This is a genomic window from Flavobacterium sp. RHBU_3 (assembly GCF_046613565.1).
Taxonomy (GTDB): Bacteria; Bacteroidota; Bacteroidia; order Flavobacteriales; family Flavobacteriaceae; genus Flavobacterium.
The window spans coordinates 1-16,445 of sequence record NZ_JBKJHC010000001.1; the positions used below are offsets into that span (position 1 = coordinate 1).

13 protein-coding genes are annotated in these 16,445 nt (G+C 42.8%); 4 read left to right on the forward strand and 9 right to left on the reverse strand.

Annotated elements, in window-relative coordinates:
* Positions 1-335: 335 nt before the first annotated feature.
* From ACLI1A_RS00005 to ACLI1A_RS00025, 5 genes are all read right to left on the reverse strand, one after another.
* Positions 336-1,127: a TPM domain-containing protein gene (locus ACLI1A_RS00005; RefSeq protein WP_411404777.1), complete on the reverse strand. Its 792-nt coding sequence runs from the start codon at positions 1,125-1,127 to the stop codon at positions 336-338.
* Positions 1,128-1,224: 97 nt separating this feature from the next.
* Entirely contained in the window at positions 1,225-1,614 is a 390-nt protein-coding gene (locus tag ACLI1A_RS00010; protein WP_411404779.1) for a hypothetical protein, read from the reverse strand.
* Between the two features lie 177 nt (positions 1,615-1,791).
* Positions 1,792-2,097 carry an NTF2 fold immunity protein gene (locus ACLI1A_RS00015; RefSeq protein ID WP_411404781.1) on the reverse strand — a complete coding sequence of 102 codons (306 nt, stop codon included), beginning with the start codon at positions 2,095-2,097 and terminating at the stop codon, positions 1,792-1,794.
* A 60-nt stretch (positions 2,098-2,157) separates the two neighbouring features.
* On the reverse strand, positions 2,158-3,798 hold the full coding sequence (locus ACLI1A_RS00020) for a transcriptional regulator (RefSeq protein ID WP_411404783.1): 1,641 nt from the start codon (positions 3,796-3,798) through the stop codon (positions 2,158-2,160).
* 171 nt (positions 3,799-3,969) lie between these two features.
* Complete coding sequence (locus ACLI1A_RS00025) at positions 3,970-4,890, reverse strand: hypothetical protein (RefSeq protein WP_411404785.1); 921 nt, start codon at positions 4,888-4,890, stop codon at positions 3,970-3,972.
* A 478-nt stretch (positions 4,891-5,368) separates the two neighbouring features.
* Here ACLI1A_RS00025 and ACLI1A_RS00030 point away from each other — a divergent pair, with 478 nt between their 5' ends.
* Together ACLI1A_RS00030 and ACLI1A_RS00035 are read left to right on the forward strand one after the other, a co-directional pair.
* Entirely contained in the window at positions 5,369-6,190 is an 822-nt protein-coding gene (locus ACLI1A_RS00030) for an alpha/beta fold hydrolase (RefSeq protein ID WP_411404787.1), read from the forward strand.
* 705 nt (positions 6,191-6,895) lie between these two features.
* Positions 6,896-9,070, forward strand: coding sequence for a TonB-dependent receptor (locus ACLI1A_RS00035; RefSeq protein WP_411404789.1), 2,175 nt, complete (start codon positions 6,896-6,898; stop codon positions 9,068-9,070).
* Positions 9,071-9,116: 46 nt separating this feature from the next.
* Here the strand turns inward: ACLI1A_RS00035 and ACLI1A_RS00040 are convergent, their stop codons facing one another.
* Positions 9,117-9,875, reverse strand: a complete 759-nt coding sequence (locus ACLI1A_RS00040; protein WP_411404791.1) for a DUF2490 domain-containing protein — start codon at positions 9,873-9,875, stop codon at positions 9,117-9,119.
* 279 nt (positions 9,876-10,154) lie between these two features.
* Between ACLI1A_RS00040 and ACLI1A_RS00045 the strand changes: the two genes are divergently transcribed.
* The gene (locus ACLI1A_RS00045) at positions 10,155-12,716 is read left to right on the forward strand and encodes an adenosylcobalamin-dependent ribonucleoside-diphosphate reductase (protein ID WP_411404793.1); all 2,562 of its coding nucleotides are present in this window, start codon (positions 10,155-10,157) and stop codon (positions 12,714-12,716) included.
* Between the two features lie 221 nt (positions 12,717-12,937).
* A complete protein-coding gene (locus ACLI1A_RS00050) occupies positions 12,938-13,648 on the forward strand; it encodes a porin family protein (RefSeq protein ID WP_411404795.1) in 711 nt (236 codons plus the stop codon).
* A 27-nt stretch (positions 13,649-13,675) separates the two neighbouring features.
* Here ACLI1A_RS00050 and ACLI1A_RS00055 read toward each other — a convergent pair whose 3' ends face one another.
* From ACLI1A_RS00055 to ACLI1A_RS00065, 3 genes are all read right to left on the reverse strand, one after another.
* Positions 13,676-14,287: a hypothetical protein gene (locus ACLI1A_RS00055; RefSeq protein WP_411404797.1), complete on the reverse strand. Its 612-nt coding sequence runs from the start codon at positions 14,285-14,287 to the stop codon at positions 13,676-13,678.
* A 3-nt stretch (positions 14,288-14,290) separates the two neighbouring features.
* Positions 14,291-15,760 carry an RNA polymerase factor sigma-54 gene (rpoN, locus tag ACLI1A_RS00060; RefSeq protein ID WP_411404799.1) on the reverse strand — a complete coding sequence of 490 codons (1,470 nt, stop codon included), beginning with the start codon at positions 15,758-15,760 and terminating at the stop codon, positions 14,291-14,293.
* 139 nt (positions 15,761-15,899) lie between these two features.
* Positions 15,900-16,271 carry a hypothetical protein gene (locus tag ACLI1A_RS00065; RefSeq protein ID WP_411404801.1) on the reverse strand — a complete coding sequence of 124 codons (372 nt, stop codon included), beginning with the start codon at positions 16,269-16,271 and terminating at the stop codon, positions 15,900-15,902.
* Between the last annotated feature and the right edge of the window lie 174 nt (positions 16,272-16,445).

Sequence of the window (16,445 nt, forward strand, 5' to 3'; positions counted from 1 at the left end):
AATATCAAGGAACAATTTAATCTATTCAGTAACAATAAACTATAAACGCATCAGTAATAATAAGGAATCTATATCATCACAATTAAAAATATTTTCTAATATACATAAAGTGTCATTTTCAAAAGATAAAGTAAGAGTTCTATATTTACTCTCATAAATAAACCTCCTAATAGAAATTTTTTTTGTGGATGAACAAGAAACCAAAATTAAAAGCCCAATAAGCAAGATTTTTTTCATATTATTCTCTATAATAGTTAGGATTAGTTGCTGGGGCTGGATATGTAAGTGTTTGTTTTTTACTTTCAGGTATACGATACCTAATCAGAAACATTATCTTATTTCCATTTTTTGATTATTTCGTTAATACAACTTTTAATACCGATGTAGTATTGGTTTCGTTTAAATTCAGGAATTACTTTTTCTGAAATTATTTTATTCGTTTGAGATTGTGATATTCCTTTAACTCCTGCACCCAATGTTAAAGCTATCTTTCTTTTTTCTCTACTAAATACTATCAGGATTGTCCTGCCATTGTTATTTTCATCTATATGCCATTTCTTTCCCAATTGTGATACATAATCTTGAAAACTTACATTTTCATTATACGATTTAACAGTAAGAAGTACAATTTTGTTTTGGCTTGTTGAATCAAATTTTACTAAAATTGTATTTAACTCACTAGTCTGTTCCGCTGTGAATAATCTTTCATAGTCATTTACCAGATATTTTTGTACAGGATATTGGTTTTTTTGTTCTGTACTTTTACCCGAAAGATTGTCATAATACTTTTTATAATCTAACCTGATAGTTTTGCCGTCAGGTTTATATACTGTTATAAAATATTTTCCCTTATGTTTAGAAATCGAATCTCCAACTGAAATTTTATCCCAAAACTTATTTACAATAGATACCGATGTATTAGATAGCTTTAGCATAGGTGTGTTGTGATTTGAGGAATCTATATATTTTTTAGTTACTACACCCGAATATTCGCCATCTTTGCTGTAGCTCAACATGTCAGAGTAAAAGTCTTTGTCAACTTCCAGCGTATTTCGTAAATAGAAAAACAAGCCAATAAATAAGACTATGCTAATTATTTGAAATTTATTGTTCTTTGAAAATCCCATACACCAATTTTAGTTTTATTATATGCTGCCCTCTACACTCAGTTTTATTCATTTCTTTGGTGATTTAAGTTTGTTTTTCGCTTTCCGGTGTATGTACCTAATCAGAAGCTTTACCTAAATCTTCCTTAGAGAAGCCTGCTTTCAATATTTCTGTCGTATCTGTTACTTCTTCATTGAGCATAGGTCGTATAACACCGACGTATTTGTCAGAATATTTGATTTTATAAAATTTACCTATATTCTTTGAAAACTCTTTGGGTAGCCTACCACCATTAACTCTGTATTTTAAACCTTTCATGAAGTATATAAAGAAATTATCATTGGTTTTTGGATAATTTTTTCGAGACACATATTTACCAATAGTGACTTTACCATTCTTTTCAAGTTCTCTATCGAAGTTCCATGCTCTAATGTTTGCAAAAATTATTAGGCAAACTATCCCTAAGACAACCGTAATTGGAATAACTTTTGGCTTCTTATTTGTCATATTTAAGCTAAAATAACTTTTAAATTAACACAATACCATAAATTCTATTTTTCATTTTACTATTTTTAGGTTCCTTCAATAGCTTTGGAGCCACATTAGAAGCTGTTTAAATGTAAAATTACTTTTTGATTTAAGCTTTTTTTGCTTTCCGGTGTACGATACCTGAGTGAAAGATTGCTAATTTATATCTCCTTCTCCCCAAAGGATTTTCTTAATCTTGCCATTGCTTTTGTTTATGAATACTATAGGGGTTAAACCTGCAAATTCAGCTATATCTACAGACTTTACCTCCCATGTTTTATTTGAGTTAGTCAGCTTGGCTTTAAACGGGCGCATGGATTCAAATTCTGCCACATCCATTACTTTTTTCAGTGTGTCTTCTGCTTTCTTTATGGCCGAGGCTTCATCAGGAATTGCGTCAACTTTTACCGTTTTACAAAATGTGAGTGATAGCGCTAAATAAATGTATATAAATTTTTTCATGTCTTTTCATGTTGGTTTGGCGGTTTTAGGGATACTGTGTGTTTACCTAACACATCAAAATCACACTGCCGAAAGATAGCTGTATAACGATGTGCTGTCGGGCAGGCCCAGCTTTTGGGCAATACGCTCCTTACGCTTACGGGTAGCATCGGGTGATATGTTCAGCATTACCGAAATTTCCTTCGCGTTAAGGTTCATATATACGTAGCAAATGAAGCGGATATCGTTAGCGTTCAGGTCGGGGTGGGCGGCTTTAAGGCGCGACAGGAATCCCTGGTTGACCTCCTCAAAATGCACCAGGAAGTTATCCCACTCATTATCGTTGCGCAGCGAATCGCGCAAAAAACGGATGTGTTTTTTTATGGCGGGTATACGTACCAGCTCCGGCTCACCCGAAAGTAATTTAATAACGTCCTCTATCATTTGGTACTTGCCCGATGTGTGCAGCGCCTGCGACGATAGTTTGCGGTTTTTGTATTCTATTTCGTTTTTCAGCTGTTCCTGTTCCAGCAGTATGCGGTGCTGTTCTTCGCGGTGGTGCTGTTCGGCAAGCAGGGCGTCGCTTTCGCTGCGCGCCAGTTGCAGTTGCAGTTGCTGGTTGCTGTTTTCGGCTTCCAGTTCGCGCTGTTTGTGCCTCATGGAGCGGTTTCTCAGTATAAAAAACACCAATAATAACCCGGCGGTAAGGCAGCCTGCCAGCGCATAGAACAATCGGCGTTCCTGGGTTATAGTGGCCTCCTTTATGGCTATCTGGTTGCGGTAGTCCTGCAGTTCAAATTTTACGCGGTTGTTTTCAAAAATGCGCCCGTTCTTAATATTGTTCAGGCGGTTTTGTATGCTAAAAATGCTGTCTTTAAATGCTATAGCCTGCGCATAGCTGCCTTTTTTCTGTGCTATTTCAGATAGTAATTCAAAGATAGAAAGACGCACAGAAAGATCGGTATTGCATTGCAGCGCCAGGTTAGCGTATTTTTCTGCAACGGCAAAGTTTTGCAGGTACAGGTAGTTTTTAGAAATAATCATGTGCAGCGTTACCACATCGTTATTGCCCTTTTCGTTTGGCATACTGTTTAGCAGGTCGTTTGCCATTTTTAGTGAAGCAGCGGTGTGGTGCAGCATCATTTCATCTTCGGCAAAGGCTATCTGTACCAGCGTGTATGTTGCAGGGTACTTTTTGGCCATTGGCAGCGCCTTTTCCAGGTAGGAAACGGATTCTTTTATATCGCCCAGTTTGTTCTTTACCAGGGCAAGGTTAAGCAGGTACACCGCAGTAGATTCGTCGTTTTTAGACTCGCGCGATATGTTGTAGGCTTTATTAAAATACTCAAAAGCCTTGTCGTACTGTTCTTCCTGTCCGTACAGTATGGCTATGTCGTTTAGGGCGGCCATTTCCAGTTCGGTATCCTTTATTTTTACCGATGCGTTGTATGCCTCCAGATGGTATTTTAGCGCGGTGCCATAATCCAGCATTTCGGCGTAGCATACCCCTATAATGTTTGTGGCGTTTATAAATTGTTTTGGCAGGTTGTTCTTTTCGGCTATCTGCTGGGCACGAAGCATAATTTCTATGGCTTCGTGGTATTTTCTGCGGTTTGTTTTTTCCTTACCTACCCCTATAAGCGAATCACAATAATGCACAACGTCCTGTGCGTGTACAAGCGAGCAGGCAAGCAGCATTATGTAAAGCAGTGTGGTTTTCATTCGGTGTTTATTTTAAGGGTGTTAGGGGATAAACGCCAAATATAGCCATACTAAACCTTTGAGCAAATAAAAAGCCCTTAAAATTGTAATTTGTAGGTTTTTATTTAAAAAAGCGGGCTGCCCATGGGCAGCCCGCTTCGGTTGTGGGGATTAATAACAGCCGGTATAAACTTAGTTGATGCTTCCTATAAGGGTGCCTACGGCAAAATCGCTCTGGCTGCAACCATCGGTGCCGAAAAGGCCGTCGCTGCCCTTACAGGCGGCATAATTCCAAAATGCTCTGTCGCGGAATAGTGGGCCTTTCCCCGGGCTACCCCAGTTACCATTAAAGTTGAACTCTGTTTTCTCGCAGCTTATAGGCTGCAGGTTGTTCCATGTGCTGGCTTCGTCGCTGGCGTCTGCCGGGTTACGATAGTCGCCATAATAGGTACACGCATAACCGATGAAGCTAATGCTGTTGCCAAAATGGTACATACCGTGGGCATATTTACCCACATAAGCCACCGGGCGTGTGCCTGTGGCTACATTTCGCCAGTCTTTAGTATACCAGCCTGCATGCTGAAAGTACGTAACCGTAAGTATTTTGTTTGTTGATTTTTTAAACTGTACCACTATGTGTTCCAGGTCGTAGTCGTGGCCGCCCTGCCCGGCCGAACATGGTTCCTGGCGCTTGTATATAAACCAGTATTCTACAAATGCCTTATCGCTGTCGGTAGGGTGGTTTTGCACATCGTAATATGTAGGGAAGTTAAGGCTGGTAGGTGCAGTGGCATTGGTCAGTGCCAGGGTGCCGCCACAGGTAATGCTTGCAGGGTTAGTGCTTGCCCAAATGTCTTCTACAGAGGTGGGATAATCGGGTGCTGCCTGGTCAAATTTTACCAGTGGTGCAAAGGCAGCGGCGTAGTTAGCGGCAGTACTGCCTGTTATCTTGGTGCTGCTTTCGGTACAGCCACAGTTAAGAAAAGTGTTAGTGTTTACCACGGCGTTTGTGGTGTACTTGTCTACAATCACGCTGTCTGAATCGGGGGTAGAGCACGCAACAAACACAGCCAGGTCGATAACAGCCAGCAGTACAAAAGGTTGTTTTTTCATTTTAAGATGTTTAGTTAATGAATGATATTGTGTTGTGGATGTGGCCGCGCGACCTGTTACAAAGAAACTTTATAAGGGCAAAAAAGCTGTTTCGTAATAGTTTTGAAAACATGAAAAAGGCTTTACGGAATTACTGCCTGTGTTGTGGCAGGGTTATGCCAGTGTAGTCAAATTTACTACAGTACTTTACATAAGAGGAAAGTGGTTAAAAATGCGGCGATTGGTTTTTTGTTTTTAAGTCGAATCAGAGCTTTGGATTGTTGGATTTTTAGAAGGTTAGACTTTTAGATTCTTGTATTCCCGCGATATAACTGAGGAAACGTAAAATCATGATAACCGGCGGGTAAATTTACGAAATGCCGTATTTTTTAAAGATATTGATTAAGTTTAAGTTGTTGCAAATCAGTTTTTTAGTAAATTAGGGTTCTTTTTTGGTATTATCATTACAAGTTTAAAAATCAATTAAAATATAATATTTATGAGCACATTAAAACTAAAAGACGGAACAGAGATTTTTTACAAAGACCAGGGACAGGGACCGGTACTAATGTTTCACCACGGGTGGCCGCTATCGTCTGACGACTGGGATGCACAGGTAATTTTCTTCCTGCAAAAAGGCTTCAGGGTTATAGCCCACGACAGGAGGGGACACGGCCGTTCGAGCCAGGATATTTACAACCACACCATTGAGCAGTATGCTTCAGATGCGGCTGAACTGGTAGAATTCCTTGGCTTGACCGATGTTATCCATATTGGACACTCTACAGGTGGTGGCGAGGTTATCCGCTATGTAAACAAATATGCTAACGGCAGGGCGAAAAAAGCGGTACTTATCAGCGCGGTTCCGCCAATTATGGTACAAAGCGAAAACAACCCAGATGGTGTTCCTCTTGAAGTTTTTGATGGCATAAGGGAGCAGACCCTAAACAACAGGCAGCAGTTTTACATTGACCTAACAGTTCCGTTTTACGGTTATAACAGGGAAGGTGCCGATATAAAAGAAGGCATACAAAGGAACTGGTGGAGACAGGGAATGATGGGCGGAATCGTGGCGCATTATGACGGTATCAAGGCGTTTTCTGAAACTGATTTTACAGAAGACTTAAAAGCGGCTGATATACCGGTGTTGCTTCTTCACGGAGAAGATGACCAGATTGTGCCTATAGCCAATTCGGCTTTAAAATCTGCCAAGCTTCTTAAAAACGGTAAGCTTATTACCTATCCGGGCTTCTCTCACGGTATGCCTACTGTAAATGCAGCAACCATTAACAAAGACCTTTTAGACTTTATAAACGAATAAATTACCAGGTCGAAACCTTTTTTATTATCCCATAACAAACCCGTTGTACGCTCTTCATTAAAACCATGGAAGTGTACAGCGGGTTATTTGTATTTGTAATAACTATTTTGTGCAACATACCCCTAACTCCTCTCAAGACTATCGTGTGGACACAAATCGCTTTGTGAACTTTTTTGCTTTCCAAAGGAAAGCCTTCGTGTTCGTATTAAGCATAATTTAGGTCTTTTGTGCCCTTTGTGAAAAACTTTGTGCCCCTTGTGGTAAAAAATTCCTCGCAAAGCCGCTAAGTCGCAAAGATGTCTTCACACGATAGCTCTCAAGAGGGGAATAGCTTCACTCTTGCCTATTAAAGCGACTATTTTTTACGCCCGAGTAAGCACACCTCTTAAAAGGGGGTAGGGGTGTGTCTTCAAAATCAAGACATTTTAAAAGATTTGGCTAGATCTAAAAATCCAAAGATCCAGTCATCCAATTATCTAAAAAATCAATACCCTTTTAAATCTAAAATATTGTATTACCTTTGCGCCGTCTCAAAGGGGTGCCCTAAATGTTCGGGCTGAGATCATACCCAATGAACCTGGGCGGGTAATGCTGCCAAGGGAACAGGCAATAAGCGGAGTGCACGCCGCCGTGCCGAGAAATTCATTACTAATTATTAAACCAAAAGAATAATTGCCCCTTTTATTCGTAAATATTATTTTACGGATGAAAAACTATTTTTCTAAAACTTCCGAGCGGCTGAGCTTCTTAGCTCCTAAGCAACTGCTTTTCTTACTTCCGGCAGCGGCTTTTGCACAGCAGCCTGCCACTACACAAAAAGATTCTACATCTACTAAGCTCGATGAGGTGCTGGTACAGGCGGTTCGCGCTAACAATGGCAGCCCGGTAACCTTTAGCAACGTAACAAAAGAAGAACTTGCCCCGCGAAACCTGGGACAGGACATTCCGCTATTGCTAAACTACCTGCCCAGCGTGGTAACCACTACCGATGCCGGTAACGGTATAGGCTACACCGGTATACGTGTGCGTGGTGCCGATGCCAGCCGCATTAACGTTACCCTGAACGGTATACCGTATAACGATGCCGAATCGCATGGTACATACTGGGTAAACATGGGCGACTTTGCCTCATCTGCCGAGAGTATTCAGTTGCAACGCGGTGTAGGTACCAGTACAAACGGTGCGGGTGCGTTTGGTGCCAGCCTTAACGTACTTACCGATGCTTATAAAGAACACGCGGGTGGCGAAATAGCCAACTCATTTGGTAGTTACAATTCGCGTAAGCATACTGTTAAGTTCAGTACCGGTTTGCTAAACGATCATTTCGAACTTGCCGGAAGGCTGTCAAACATAGAAAGCGATGGCTATATAGACCGTGCTTCCAGCAGCCTGAAGTCGTTCTTTTTACAGGGAACGTATGTAAACGGCGGTACACTTATTAAGGGTATTGCTTTTGGCGGAAGCGAAAAAACCTACCAGGCATGGAACGGTATTGATGCAGCTACAATGGCGTCGAGCCGTACCTATAACTATTCGGGGTACTATATTGATGCCGACGGAAACCAGCGTTTCTACAAAAATGAAACCGACAACTACTGGCAAGACCAGTACCAACTACACTGGAACGAGCGCTGGAGTGACAACTGGAGTACTAACCTTGCGGTATTCTATACTATGGGTAAGGGCTACTATGAAAACTACCGCGATGATGCTACCTTACCGGCTTACGGCATACAACCGCTTATCGTAGGTAGCGAAACCATAGGTGTTTCGGATGTTATAACGCAAAAATGGCTGGATAACGACTTTTTTGGTACTACGTTTTCTACCAATTATAAGAAAGACAACTTCAGCGCTACCCTGGGCGGCGGCTGGAACAAGTACGAAGGTGCGCACTTTGGTAAAGCCATTTGGGCGCAGTACACACAAAACACGGTGCCCGATGACCGTTACTACGACAACAACGCTACCAAAACCGACTTTAACGTGTTTGCCAAGGCAAACTATACACTGGGTGGCAGCTTCAGCCTGTTTGGCGACCTGCAATACCGTACCGTGCATTACAAAGCCGATAACGTAACCGAGGATAACGAGTATGTAATTCCGGCAGATGATACCTTTAACTTCTTTAATCCGAAGGCCGGTATTACCTATGCGGTAAATAACGATAACAGCCTGTACTTTAGCTACGGCCGTGGTAATAAGGAACCGCGCCGCAGCGACTACGAAAACGGCAGCACCAAGCCCGAAAGCCTTAACGATTTTGAGTTGGGTTGGCGCTTTAAGAAAAACCGTAGCAGCATAAACATTAATGGCTACTACATGCGCTATAAAGACCAATTGGTGCTTACCGGAGCCATTAACGATGTGGGTTCGCCTATTTATGCCAATAGTGGCGACAGCTACCGTGCAGGTATTGAGGCTGAGGCTACCATATATGCTGCAAAATGGTTTGTAATAAAACCAAACATTGCGGTAAGCTCTAATAAGAATATTGATTTTTATAACGAAGGCGATGCCGGGGTACAAAACCTGGGCAATACACAGATAGCCTTTTCGCCATCGGTAATAGCGGGTAACCAGCTGGTGTTTGTACCGTTTAAAAACTTCCAGGCGGCGCTGCTTTCTAAATATGTGGGCGAGCAGTACATGGATAACCTGGAATCGGCTAACGCAAAGCTGCCGTCGTATTTTATAAACGATATTAACGTGGCATACGAGTTAAAGCTGAAATCGGTATTTAAGTCGATAATGTTTAGCGCACTTATAAACAACGTACTGAATAAGGAATATGTGTCTAACGGTTATATGTGGGGCGACCCATACTATTACCCTCAGGCCACGCGTAATTTCCTTGTGGGCGTAAACATTAAGTTTTAACCGCAGTAACGTTGTTTATATACAACCGAAAACCCTTTTTAGCCAGCTAAAAAGGGTTTTCGAGTATTATGTCAAAAGCAATATAGTTGGCATCCATAACATCGTGGCCGGTGCCTACAAGGTCGTTCATGTAGCCCAGGTCAAACACTACGGGTAACGACTTTGGCTTTAAGGTATAATACAGGCAAAACCTGCTCTCTTTGTATTCATAGTTTCCCCAACCCGCCGCATCATCATAAGGAACCGAAAACAAGGCTTCGGCGCTGGCGGTAATACTGCTTGTTTTGCTGTTGTCTATGGTTGCGGTAAGCTGCGTTTTTAGTCGGGTGCGCAGTTGCAGGCTGTTTTCTATATCGCCAAATTCGGGGTTAAAAAACTTACGCAATTCCTGCCTCAGGGTATTCTTCCATTTAAAGTTGCCGAAGGTGTTGCTGTGGCTTACCCTGCCATACGTGCGGAATTCCTGGTGTATTTCGGCATCGTCCGGGTTGCCTATCAGCGCTGTGTAGTGGTACTGCCTGCGGTAGCTCAGGGCATAGCTGTATTGCCATGCGGTGTTTATCTTGTGGTATACTTCCTCGTTTACTACATAAATGGAGGGTTTGTCCAGCGGGTTTTCACCGTCGGGGCCGCTAATCCTCCCGGAGCCAATATAGGTGAGCGAGGTGTTTTTTTCGTTTATTTTTTGCCGAATCCCGGCAGCGTTCCAGTAAGCGGAGTTTGTGTCTCCCAGTCCGGGCGGACTCAGTTGTGCATGGCTATAGCTGCTGCAAACAATTGCAGCGGCAAATAGTAGTAATCTCATAAGCGTTTCGTGTCGTGTAATTTACAAAGGTCGGACTCTTTAATTTTCTTTTCTATTAAAGAAATATTAAAAAATGAAGGAAAGTTTTTGGATAAATGTTTTCATGATAAAAATCATATCTGTATAATTATTTGTAAACTTTTTGATGTCGATAAATTTTTAAATAGCTGTAAAACAATATTATGTAACTTTAAATTTGTAAACATTTTTAAAATAAGTTTTTTTAAAATGTTTTTCATTTTACTTTTGTAAAACAATTTCGACCTAAAGTTTTCATTTATGAGTACATCCAATATAAAAACAACGCCTGTTACCTATACTCAGGAAGAAGCTGTTAAGGCATCGCTTGAGTATTTTAAGGGCGATTCCCTTGCTGCTACAGTGTGGGTAAATAAGTATGCCTTAAAAGACAGCGACGGTAACATTTATGAGCGTACGCCCGATGATATGCACTGGCGTATAGCCCGCGAAGTGGCCCGTGTGGAAAAGAAATATAAAAACCCACTTACAGAACAGCAGGTGTTTGACCTGATTAAGGATTTTAAATACCTGGTGCCACAAGGCAGTCCTATGACCGGTATAGGCAACCCGTACCAGATAGCATCGTTAAGCAATTGTTTTGTTATTGGTAACGATAACGGCGACTCGTATGGCGGCATTATGAAAACCGACCAGGAGCAGGTGCAGCTTATGAAACGCCGTGGGGGTGTGGGGCACGACCTGAGCCACATTCGCCCGAAGGGTAGCCCGGTAAAAAACTCGGCACTTACCTCTACCGGCCTAGTGCCGTTTATGGAGCGTTTTAGTAACTCTACCCGCGAGGTGGCGCAAGACGGCCGCCGTGGTGCACTGATGCTTTCGGTGTCTATAAACCACCCCGATGCGGCTGATTTTATAGATGCCAAAATGGAGCAGGGCAAGGTAACCGGAGCAAACGTATCGGTGCGTATAGACGATGCATTTATGCGTGCAGTTAAGGCCGACGAAAACTACATTCAGAAATATCCGGTATTCAGTGCGGTGCCGGCGTATTCAAAAAATATCAATGCCAAGGCGCTTTGGGATAAAATCATCCATAATGCTTGGAAATCAGCGGAGCCGGGCATACTGTTTTGGGATACCATTATAAAGGAATCGCTGCCGGATTGTTATGCTGATTTGGGCTATAAAACCCTTTCTACTAACCCATGTGGTGAAATTCCGCTGTGTGCGTACGACTCATGCCGACTGTTAGCTATCAACCTGCTGAGCTATGTAGAACAGCCGTTTACCAAGCAGGCTTCGTTTAACTTTACGTTGTTTAAGGAGCACGTGGCTGCGGCACAACGCATTATGGACGATATTATTGACCTGGAACTTGAAAAAGTAGATGCTATCCTTGCTAAAATAGATGCAGATCCTGAAAGCGACGAAATAAAACTTGTAGAGAAAAACCTGTGGCTAAACATTCGTCATAAGGCATACGAAGGCCGCCGTACCGGTATAGGTATTACTGCCGAGGGCGATATGCTTGCGGCACTTGGCCTGCAATACGGCAGTGCCGAAGGTGTAGATTTCTCTGAAGAAATACACAAAACCCTGGCGCTTGAGGCGTACCGTGGTTCGGTAAACCTGGCTAAAGAGCGTGGTGCTTTTGGTATATACGACACCGAAAGGGAAAAGAATAACCCGTTTGTGCTGCGTATTAAAGAAGCCGATAGCCAACTGTACTATGAAATGGCTGAGCACGGCCGCAGGAACATTGCACTGCTTACCATAGCGCCTACAGGTACTACAAGTTTAATGACGCAAACCACCAGCGGTATAGAGCCGGTATTCCTGCCGGTGTATAAGCGCAGGAGGAAAGTAAACCCGAACGACAAGGACGTGCGTGTAGACTTTGTAGATGAGGTAGGCGACAGCTGGGAGGAATATGTGGTATTCCACCACCGTTTTAAGGAGTGGATGGAGGTAAACGGCATTGATACGTCTAAAAACTACACCCAGGAAGAATTAGACGAACTGGTTAAGGAATCGCCATACTATAAATCGACCAGTAACGATGTAGACTGGCTGAACAAAGTACGCATGCAGGGCCGTATACAAAAGTGGGTAGACCACTCTATATCGGTAACCATAAACGTACCAAACGATACCCCTGAAGAAATGGTAGCTAAGCTGTACATGGAGGCGTGGGAAGTAGGCTGTAAGGGTGTTACCGTGTACCGCGACGGTTCGCGTAGCGGCGTGCTTATTTCGGCTTCTGAAAAGAAAGAGGAAAAAGCTACTGAAACTGCCGACGGTCTTACGCCGTTCCCGTTAAAACGCCCGCAAACGCTGGATGCCGATGTGGTGCGTTTCCAGAATAGTAAAGAAAAATGGATTGCCTTTATCGGCTTGGTAGACGGCCGTCCGTACGAGATATTTACCGGTCTTGCCGATGACGAGGATGGTATAGCCATCCCGCGCTGGGTAAACGACGGGCTTATCATTAAAAACAAAAACGAAGACGGTACCAGCCGTTACGATTTCCAGTATAAAAATACCCGTGGCTACAAAACCACTATAGAGGGGCTTTCGCATAAATTTAACCCGGAGTACTGGAACTATGCCAAGCTTATTTCGGGCACGTTAAGGCACGGTATGCCTATAGAAAAAGCGGTAGACCTTATTAACAGCCTGCAGCTGGACAGCGAAAGTATAAACACCTGGAAAAACGGTGTGGCCCGTGCCCTGAAACGCTACATTGTAGACGGTACTACGGCGCATGGGCAAAAATGCAGCAACTGTAACAGTACTAACCTGATTTATCAGGAAGGCTGCCTTACCTGCAACGATTGTGGATCATCTAAGTGTGGTTAATTATTAATTATCTATCCGTTTTAATAGTAAAAGTCCGTTTCCTGTTATGGGAGGCGGATTTTTTGCTTTTGCTAAAGCCACGAATTACCCGAATTAAGCGAATTTTATGAGGGTTGGGGTTTTATTAAGGGTGAATTTGTGGGGATTTGTGAAATTAGTGGCAAAACGAATAAGTGCTTGCCAAAAGTTTTGCATCTTTGTAATGATACCATTTTTACGATATGCGAGGTTTGTTTTTTTATATTATAGTGTTGCTTTCGGTTACTGTTAAGGCTCAGACCAATGATTTAGTGGTGGGGAAGTCTAAAGACTCTATAGTGCCCGACCCGCATTATCGTGAAGACCAGTTTTATGCCTCTCTTACCTACGACCTTATGTACAAGGCGCCTAAGGGCTATTTGCAGTACTCGGTTCCGGTGGGGATTACGGTGGGTTTTTTGCGCGATTTTCCGGTAAACAAGGCGCGGAATAAAGCGATAGCCATAGGATTGGGGTATTCATACTCTAATACCAAGCATAATTTTGTGGTGCAGGAAACCGTCGGAAAGCCTGATTATAGCATTATTTCTAAAAGCGAATTCGATAAAAATAAGATGGTATTGCATTATCTGGAAATGCCGCTGGAACTGCGCTGGAGGACGAGTGACTCTATAAGCCACCAGTTTTGGAGGATATACACCGGGGTGAAGCTGAGCTACCTTGTGTCGGGTAAAACGCAGTATTATCCTTCGGGAGCGGCCGATGTTAAGATAACAAATGACCCGAACATGAATAAACTAATGGGCGGCGTGTACATAGCTGCCGGCTACAATACATGGAACTTTTATGCGTATTACGGTTTTACGCCATTGTATGATAATGCCTATATGGATACGGGAACCAAGATAAACATGCATCCCATAAAGCTGGGGCTGATGTTTTATATCCTATGATAAGACGTTTGTTTTAAGCCGGGCTTGCTAACTGTATAGCCATAAAAACCATAACCCCACCTGTGGTACTATACCCAATAGTGTGCCTATGATGAGTTCGGTGCCGGTATGGGCTTTTTCCTGCAATCTTGAAGTAGCTACATAACCACAGCAGATAACCATGGCGGCCACTACATATATCATTCTTACATGATAGTATATGGATAGGCTAATGATGAACATGGTGAAGGCAGCTATACCCATCATGTGCAGGCTTGCCTTTACATGGCGCAGTACAAGCGCAAGCGCACCAATAAAGCTGATGAGCAGCCCGATAAAGAAAAAGTACAACTCCTTAATGTGAAACTCCTTAAGGCTGTATTCTGCAAGCATAAGCAGCAGCATGCAGTTAATGGCAAGTGGTAGCCTGCGTTCTTTTTTGTCTGAAAGCATTTTTGTAGAAACCATGCCTAATGAGCGCAACAGGTAAAATATAGATACCGGGAGCAATACCGTAAGTATAAGCACCTGGATGAAAATCAGGTACAGCTCGTTGTTAGAAAAATACTTTCCGGCAAGCAGAAAGTAGAACAACGTAGCATACGAGGGTATGAACATGGGGTAAAACAGGTACGAAAAAAAACGGATGAATTTTTCCATACCTTATATTTTCTTGCGCATGCGTGCCACCGGAATATCCAGTTGCTCGCGGTATTTGGCTATAGTACGTCGGGCTATAGGGTAGCCGCGGTCTTTCAGTATATCGGCCAGTTTATCGTCGGGTAGCGGTTTGCGTTTGTCTTCTTCGGCAATAACCGTTTCCAGTATTTTCTTTATCTCAATAGTACTTACGTCTTCGCCCTGGTCGTTTTTCATGGCTTCGCTAAAAAACTCCTTAATCAGCTTGGTGCCATACGGGGTTTCTACGTACTTGCTGTTTGCCACACGGCTTACGGTACTAATATCCAGCCCTACCAGGTCGGCAATGTCTTTAAGGATCATGGGTCTCAGCTTGGCTTCGTCGCCATCCAAGAAGTATTCCTTTTGGTATTCCATAATTGCGTTCATGGTTACAAACAGGGTTTCCTGCCTCTGGCGAATGGCGTCTATAAACCACTTGGCGCTGTCCAGTTTTTGCTTAATAAACTGCACGGCATCTTTTTGCTGGGCGCTCTTTTGGCGGCTGTCCTTGTAGCTTTGCAGCATTTCCTGGTAGTCCTTGCTTACGTGTAGCTCCGGAGCATTACGCCCGTTAAGGGAAAGTTCCAGCTCGCCGTCTACTATTTTAATACCAAAATCGGGTACTACGTGTTCTATAGGTTTGGCGTTGCTTTCGTAAGCGCCTCCCGGTTTAGGGTTTAGTTTTTCAATTTCGTCTATGGCGCGACGCAGGTCATCCTGCTTAATGTCAAATTTTTGAAGCAGTTTGTCGTAGTGTTTTTTTGTAAATGCCTCAAACTGGTCTTCTATAATTTTAATGGCAAGCTCTATAGATGGGGTGGGAGTTTTGCTCTTAAGCTGTAGCAGCAAACACTCCTGTAAGTCGCGTGCACCCACACCTGCCGGGTCCAACTGGTGAATGTAGTGTAGTACGTGTTCTACCGTGGTTTCATCGGTATAAATGCCTTGGGTAAATGCCATATCGTCTACAATATCGGCCACGCTGCGGCGTATGTAACCCGTATCGTCTATGCTGCCCACAAGGAATTCGGCTATTTCGCGCTCGTCATCGGTAATAATAAACGTGTTTAGCTGATCCAGCAAGCTCTGGTGGAAACTTACCGTAGCGGCAAACGGCAGCGAGCGGTCGTCGTCATCGTCGCTGTAGTTGTTAGCCTGTAGTTTGTACCCCGGTATTTCGTCGTCGCTCAGGTATTCGTCTATGTTTATCTCGTCGGCATCTATGCGTTCGTTGTCATAGTCGTCGTACTCGTCATAGTCGTCGTTGCCGTATTCGTCCTGATCGTAATCGTACTCGTCTTCCTTACCGCCTTCCAGCGCAGGGTTTTCTACCATTTCCTCTTTCAGGCGTTGTTCAAAAGCCTGCGTAGGCAGCTGTATCAGCTTCATAAGCTGAATTTGCTGAGGTGAAAGTTTTTGCGATAATTTAAGCTGTAGGTTTTGCTTGAGCATAATAAAAACGGACTATTTGTATAGGATAAAGATACAAAAAACCGTTTTTGGCTACTGCGTTTTTTTAGAAAAAATTAATACGAAAAGGAATTGGGTATAATTTTTGAGGAGAGGGGTTTTGCTTGTATGGAATAAAATATTATTTATTCCGGTTGTCTACTATAATCTGTAAGCTGTCGCCTGTAGGTATACCTTCTTTACTGTTTATCTGCAAAAGGTGTTTTCCGGTTTTAGTTTCTGAAATCTTTAACAGGCGTTCTATTCCCGGCAGCGAGTCGATTAAGATGATTGTATCTGCTTCAACGTGGTAAATGCCGTCACTGAATTTTTGTGCAAAATAATTGCTTTCCGAAACGTAAACACCGCTTGTTTTAAAGTCGATGGTGTAGCTCTCGTTAGCATCTCCGCTATGTGCAACTTTAAATAATGTAGGTTGGTTTAATGCGTCTTTTTTTATTATTACAAAAAGTGTAGCGATAACAAAGCCCCCTGAAATAAAAAAAGTTGCCATTCGGTTGCTGTGCGGGAGGCGTTTTTTATATGCAATAGAGTCTGATGCAATGGCATAAATAAGCGCGATGGTAAATAAAGCAAAACAGAAAAGCACCATGTAGTTTTCTGCAAGGGGCAAAGGGTTTGCCGATTTAACAGCCAGCCTAATAAAAAAGCAGCTGAATACAATACA

Bases quoted from the DNA above. Each gene is read 5' to 3' on its own strand.
- ACLI1A_RS00005 (WP_411404777.1), bottom strand. From the start codon at position 1,127: ATGGGATTTTCAAAGAACAATAAATTTCAAATAATTAGCATAGTCTTA.
- ACLI1A_RS00010 (WP_411404779.1), bottom strand. From the start codon at position 1,614: ATGACAAATAAGAAGCCAAAAGTTATTCCAATTACGGTTGTCTTAGGG.
- ACLI1A_RS00015 (WP_411404781.1), bottom strand. From the start codon at position 2,097: ATGAAAAAATTTATATACATTTATTTAGCGCTATCACTCACATTTTGT.
- ACLI1A_RS00020 (WP_411404783.1), bottom strand. From the start codon at position 3,798: ATGAAAACCACACTGCTTTACATAATGCTGCTTGCCTGCTCGCTTGTA.
- ACLI1A_RS00025 (WP_411404785.1), bottom strand. From the start codon at position 4,890: ATGAAAAAACAACCTTTTGTACTGCTGGCTGTTATCGACCTGGCTGTG.
- ACLI1A_RS00030 (WP_411404787.1), top strand. From the start codon at position 5,369: ATGAGCACATTAAAACTAAAAGACGGAACAGAGATTTTTTACAAAGAC.
- ACLI1A_RS00035 (WP_411404789.1), top strand. From the start codon at position 6,896: ATGAAAAACTATTTTTCTAAAACTTCCGAGCGGCTGAGCTTCTTAGCT.
- ACLI1A_RS00040 (WP_411404791.1), bottom strand. From the start codon at position 9,875: ATGAGATTACTACTATTTGCCGCTGCAATTGTTTGCAGCAGCTATAGC.
- ACLI1A_RS00045 (WP_411404793.1), top strand. From the start codon at position 10,155: ATGAGTACATCCAATATAAAAACAACGCCTGTTACCTATACTCAGGAA.
- ACLI1A_RS00050 (WP_411404795.1), top strand. From the start codon at position 12,938: ATGCGAGGTTTGTTTTTTTATATTATAGTGTTGCTTTCGGTTACTGTT.
- ACLI1A_RS00055 (WP_411404797.1), bottom strand. From the start codon at position 14,287: ATGGAAAAATTCATCCGTTTTTTTTCGTACCTGTTTTACCCCATGTTC.
- rpoN (WP_411404799.1), bottom strand. From the start codon at position 15,760: ATGCTCAAGCAAAACCTACAGCTTAAATTATCGCAAAAACTTTCACCT.
- ACLI1A_RS00065 (WP_411404801.1), bottom strand. From the start codon at position 16,271: ATGGCAACTTTTTTTATTTCAGGGGGCTTTGTTATCGCTACACTTTTT.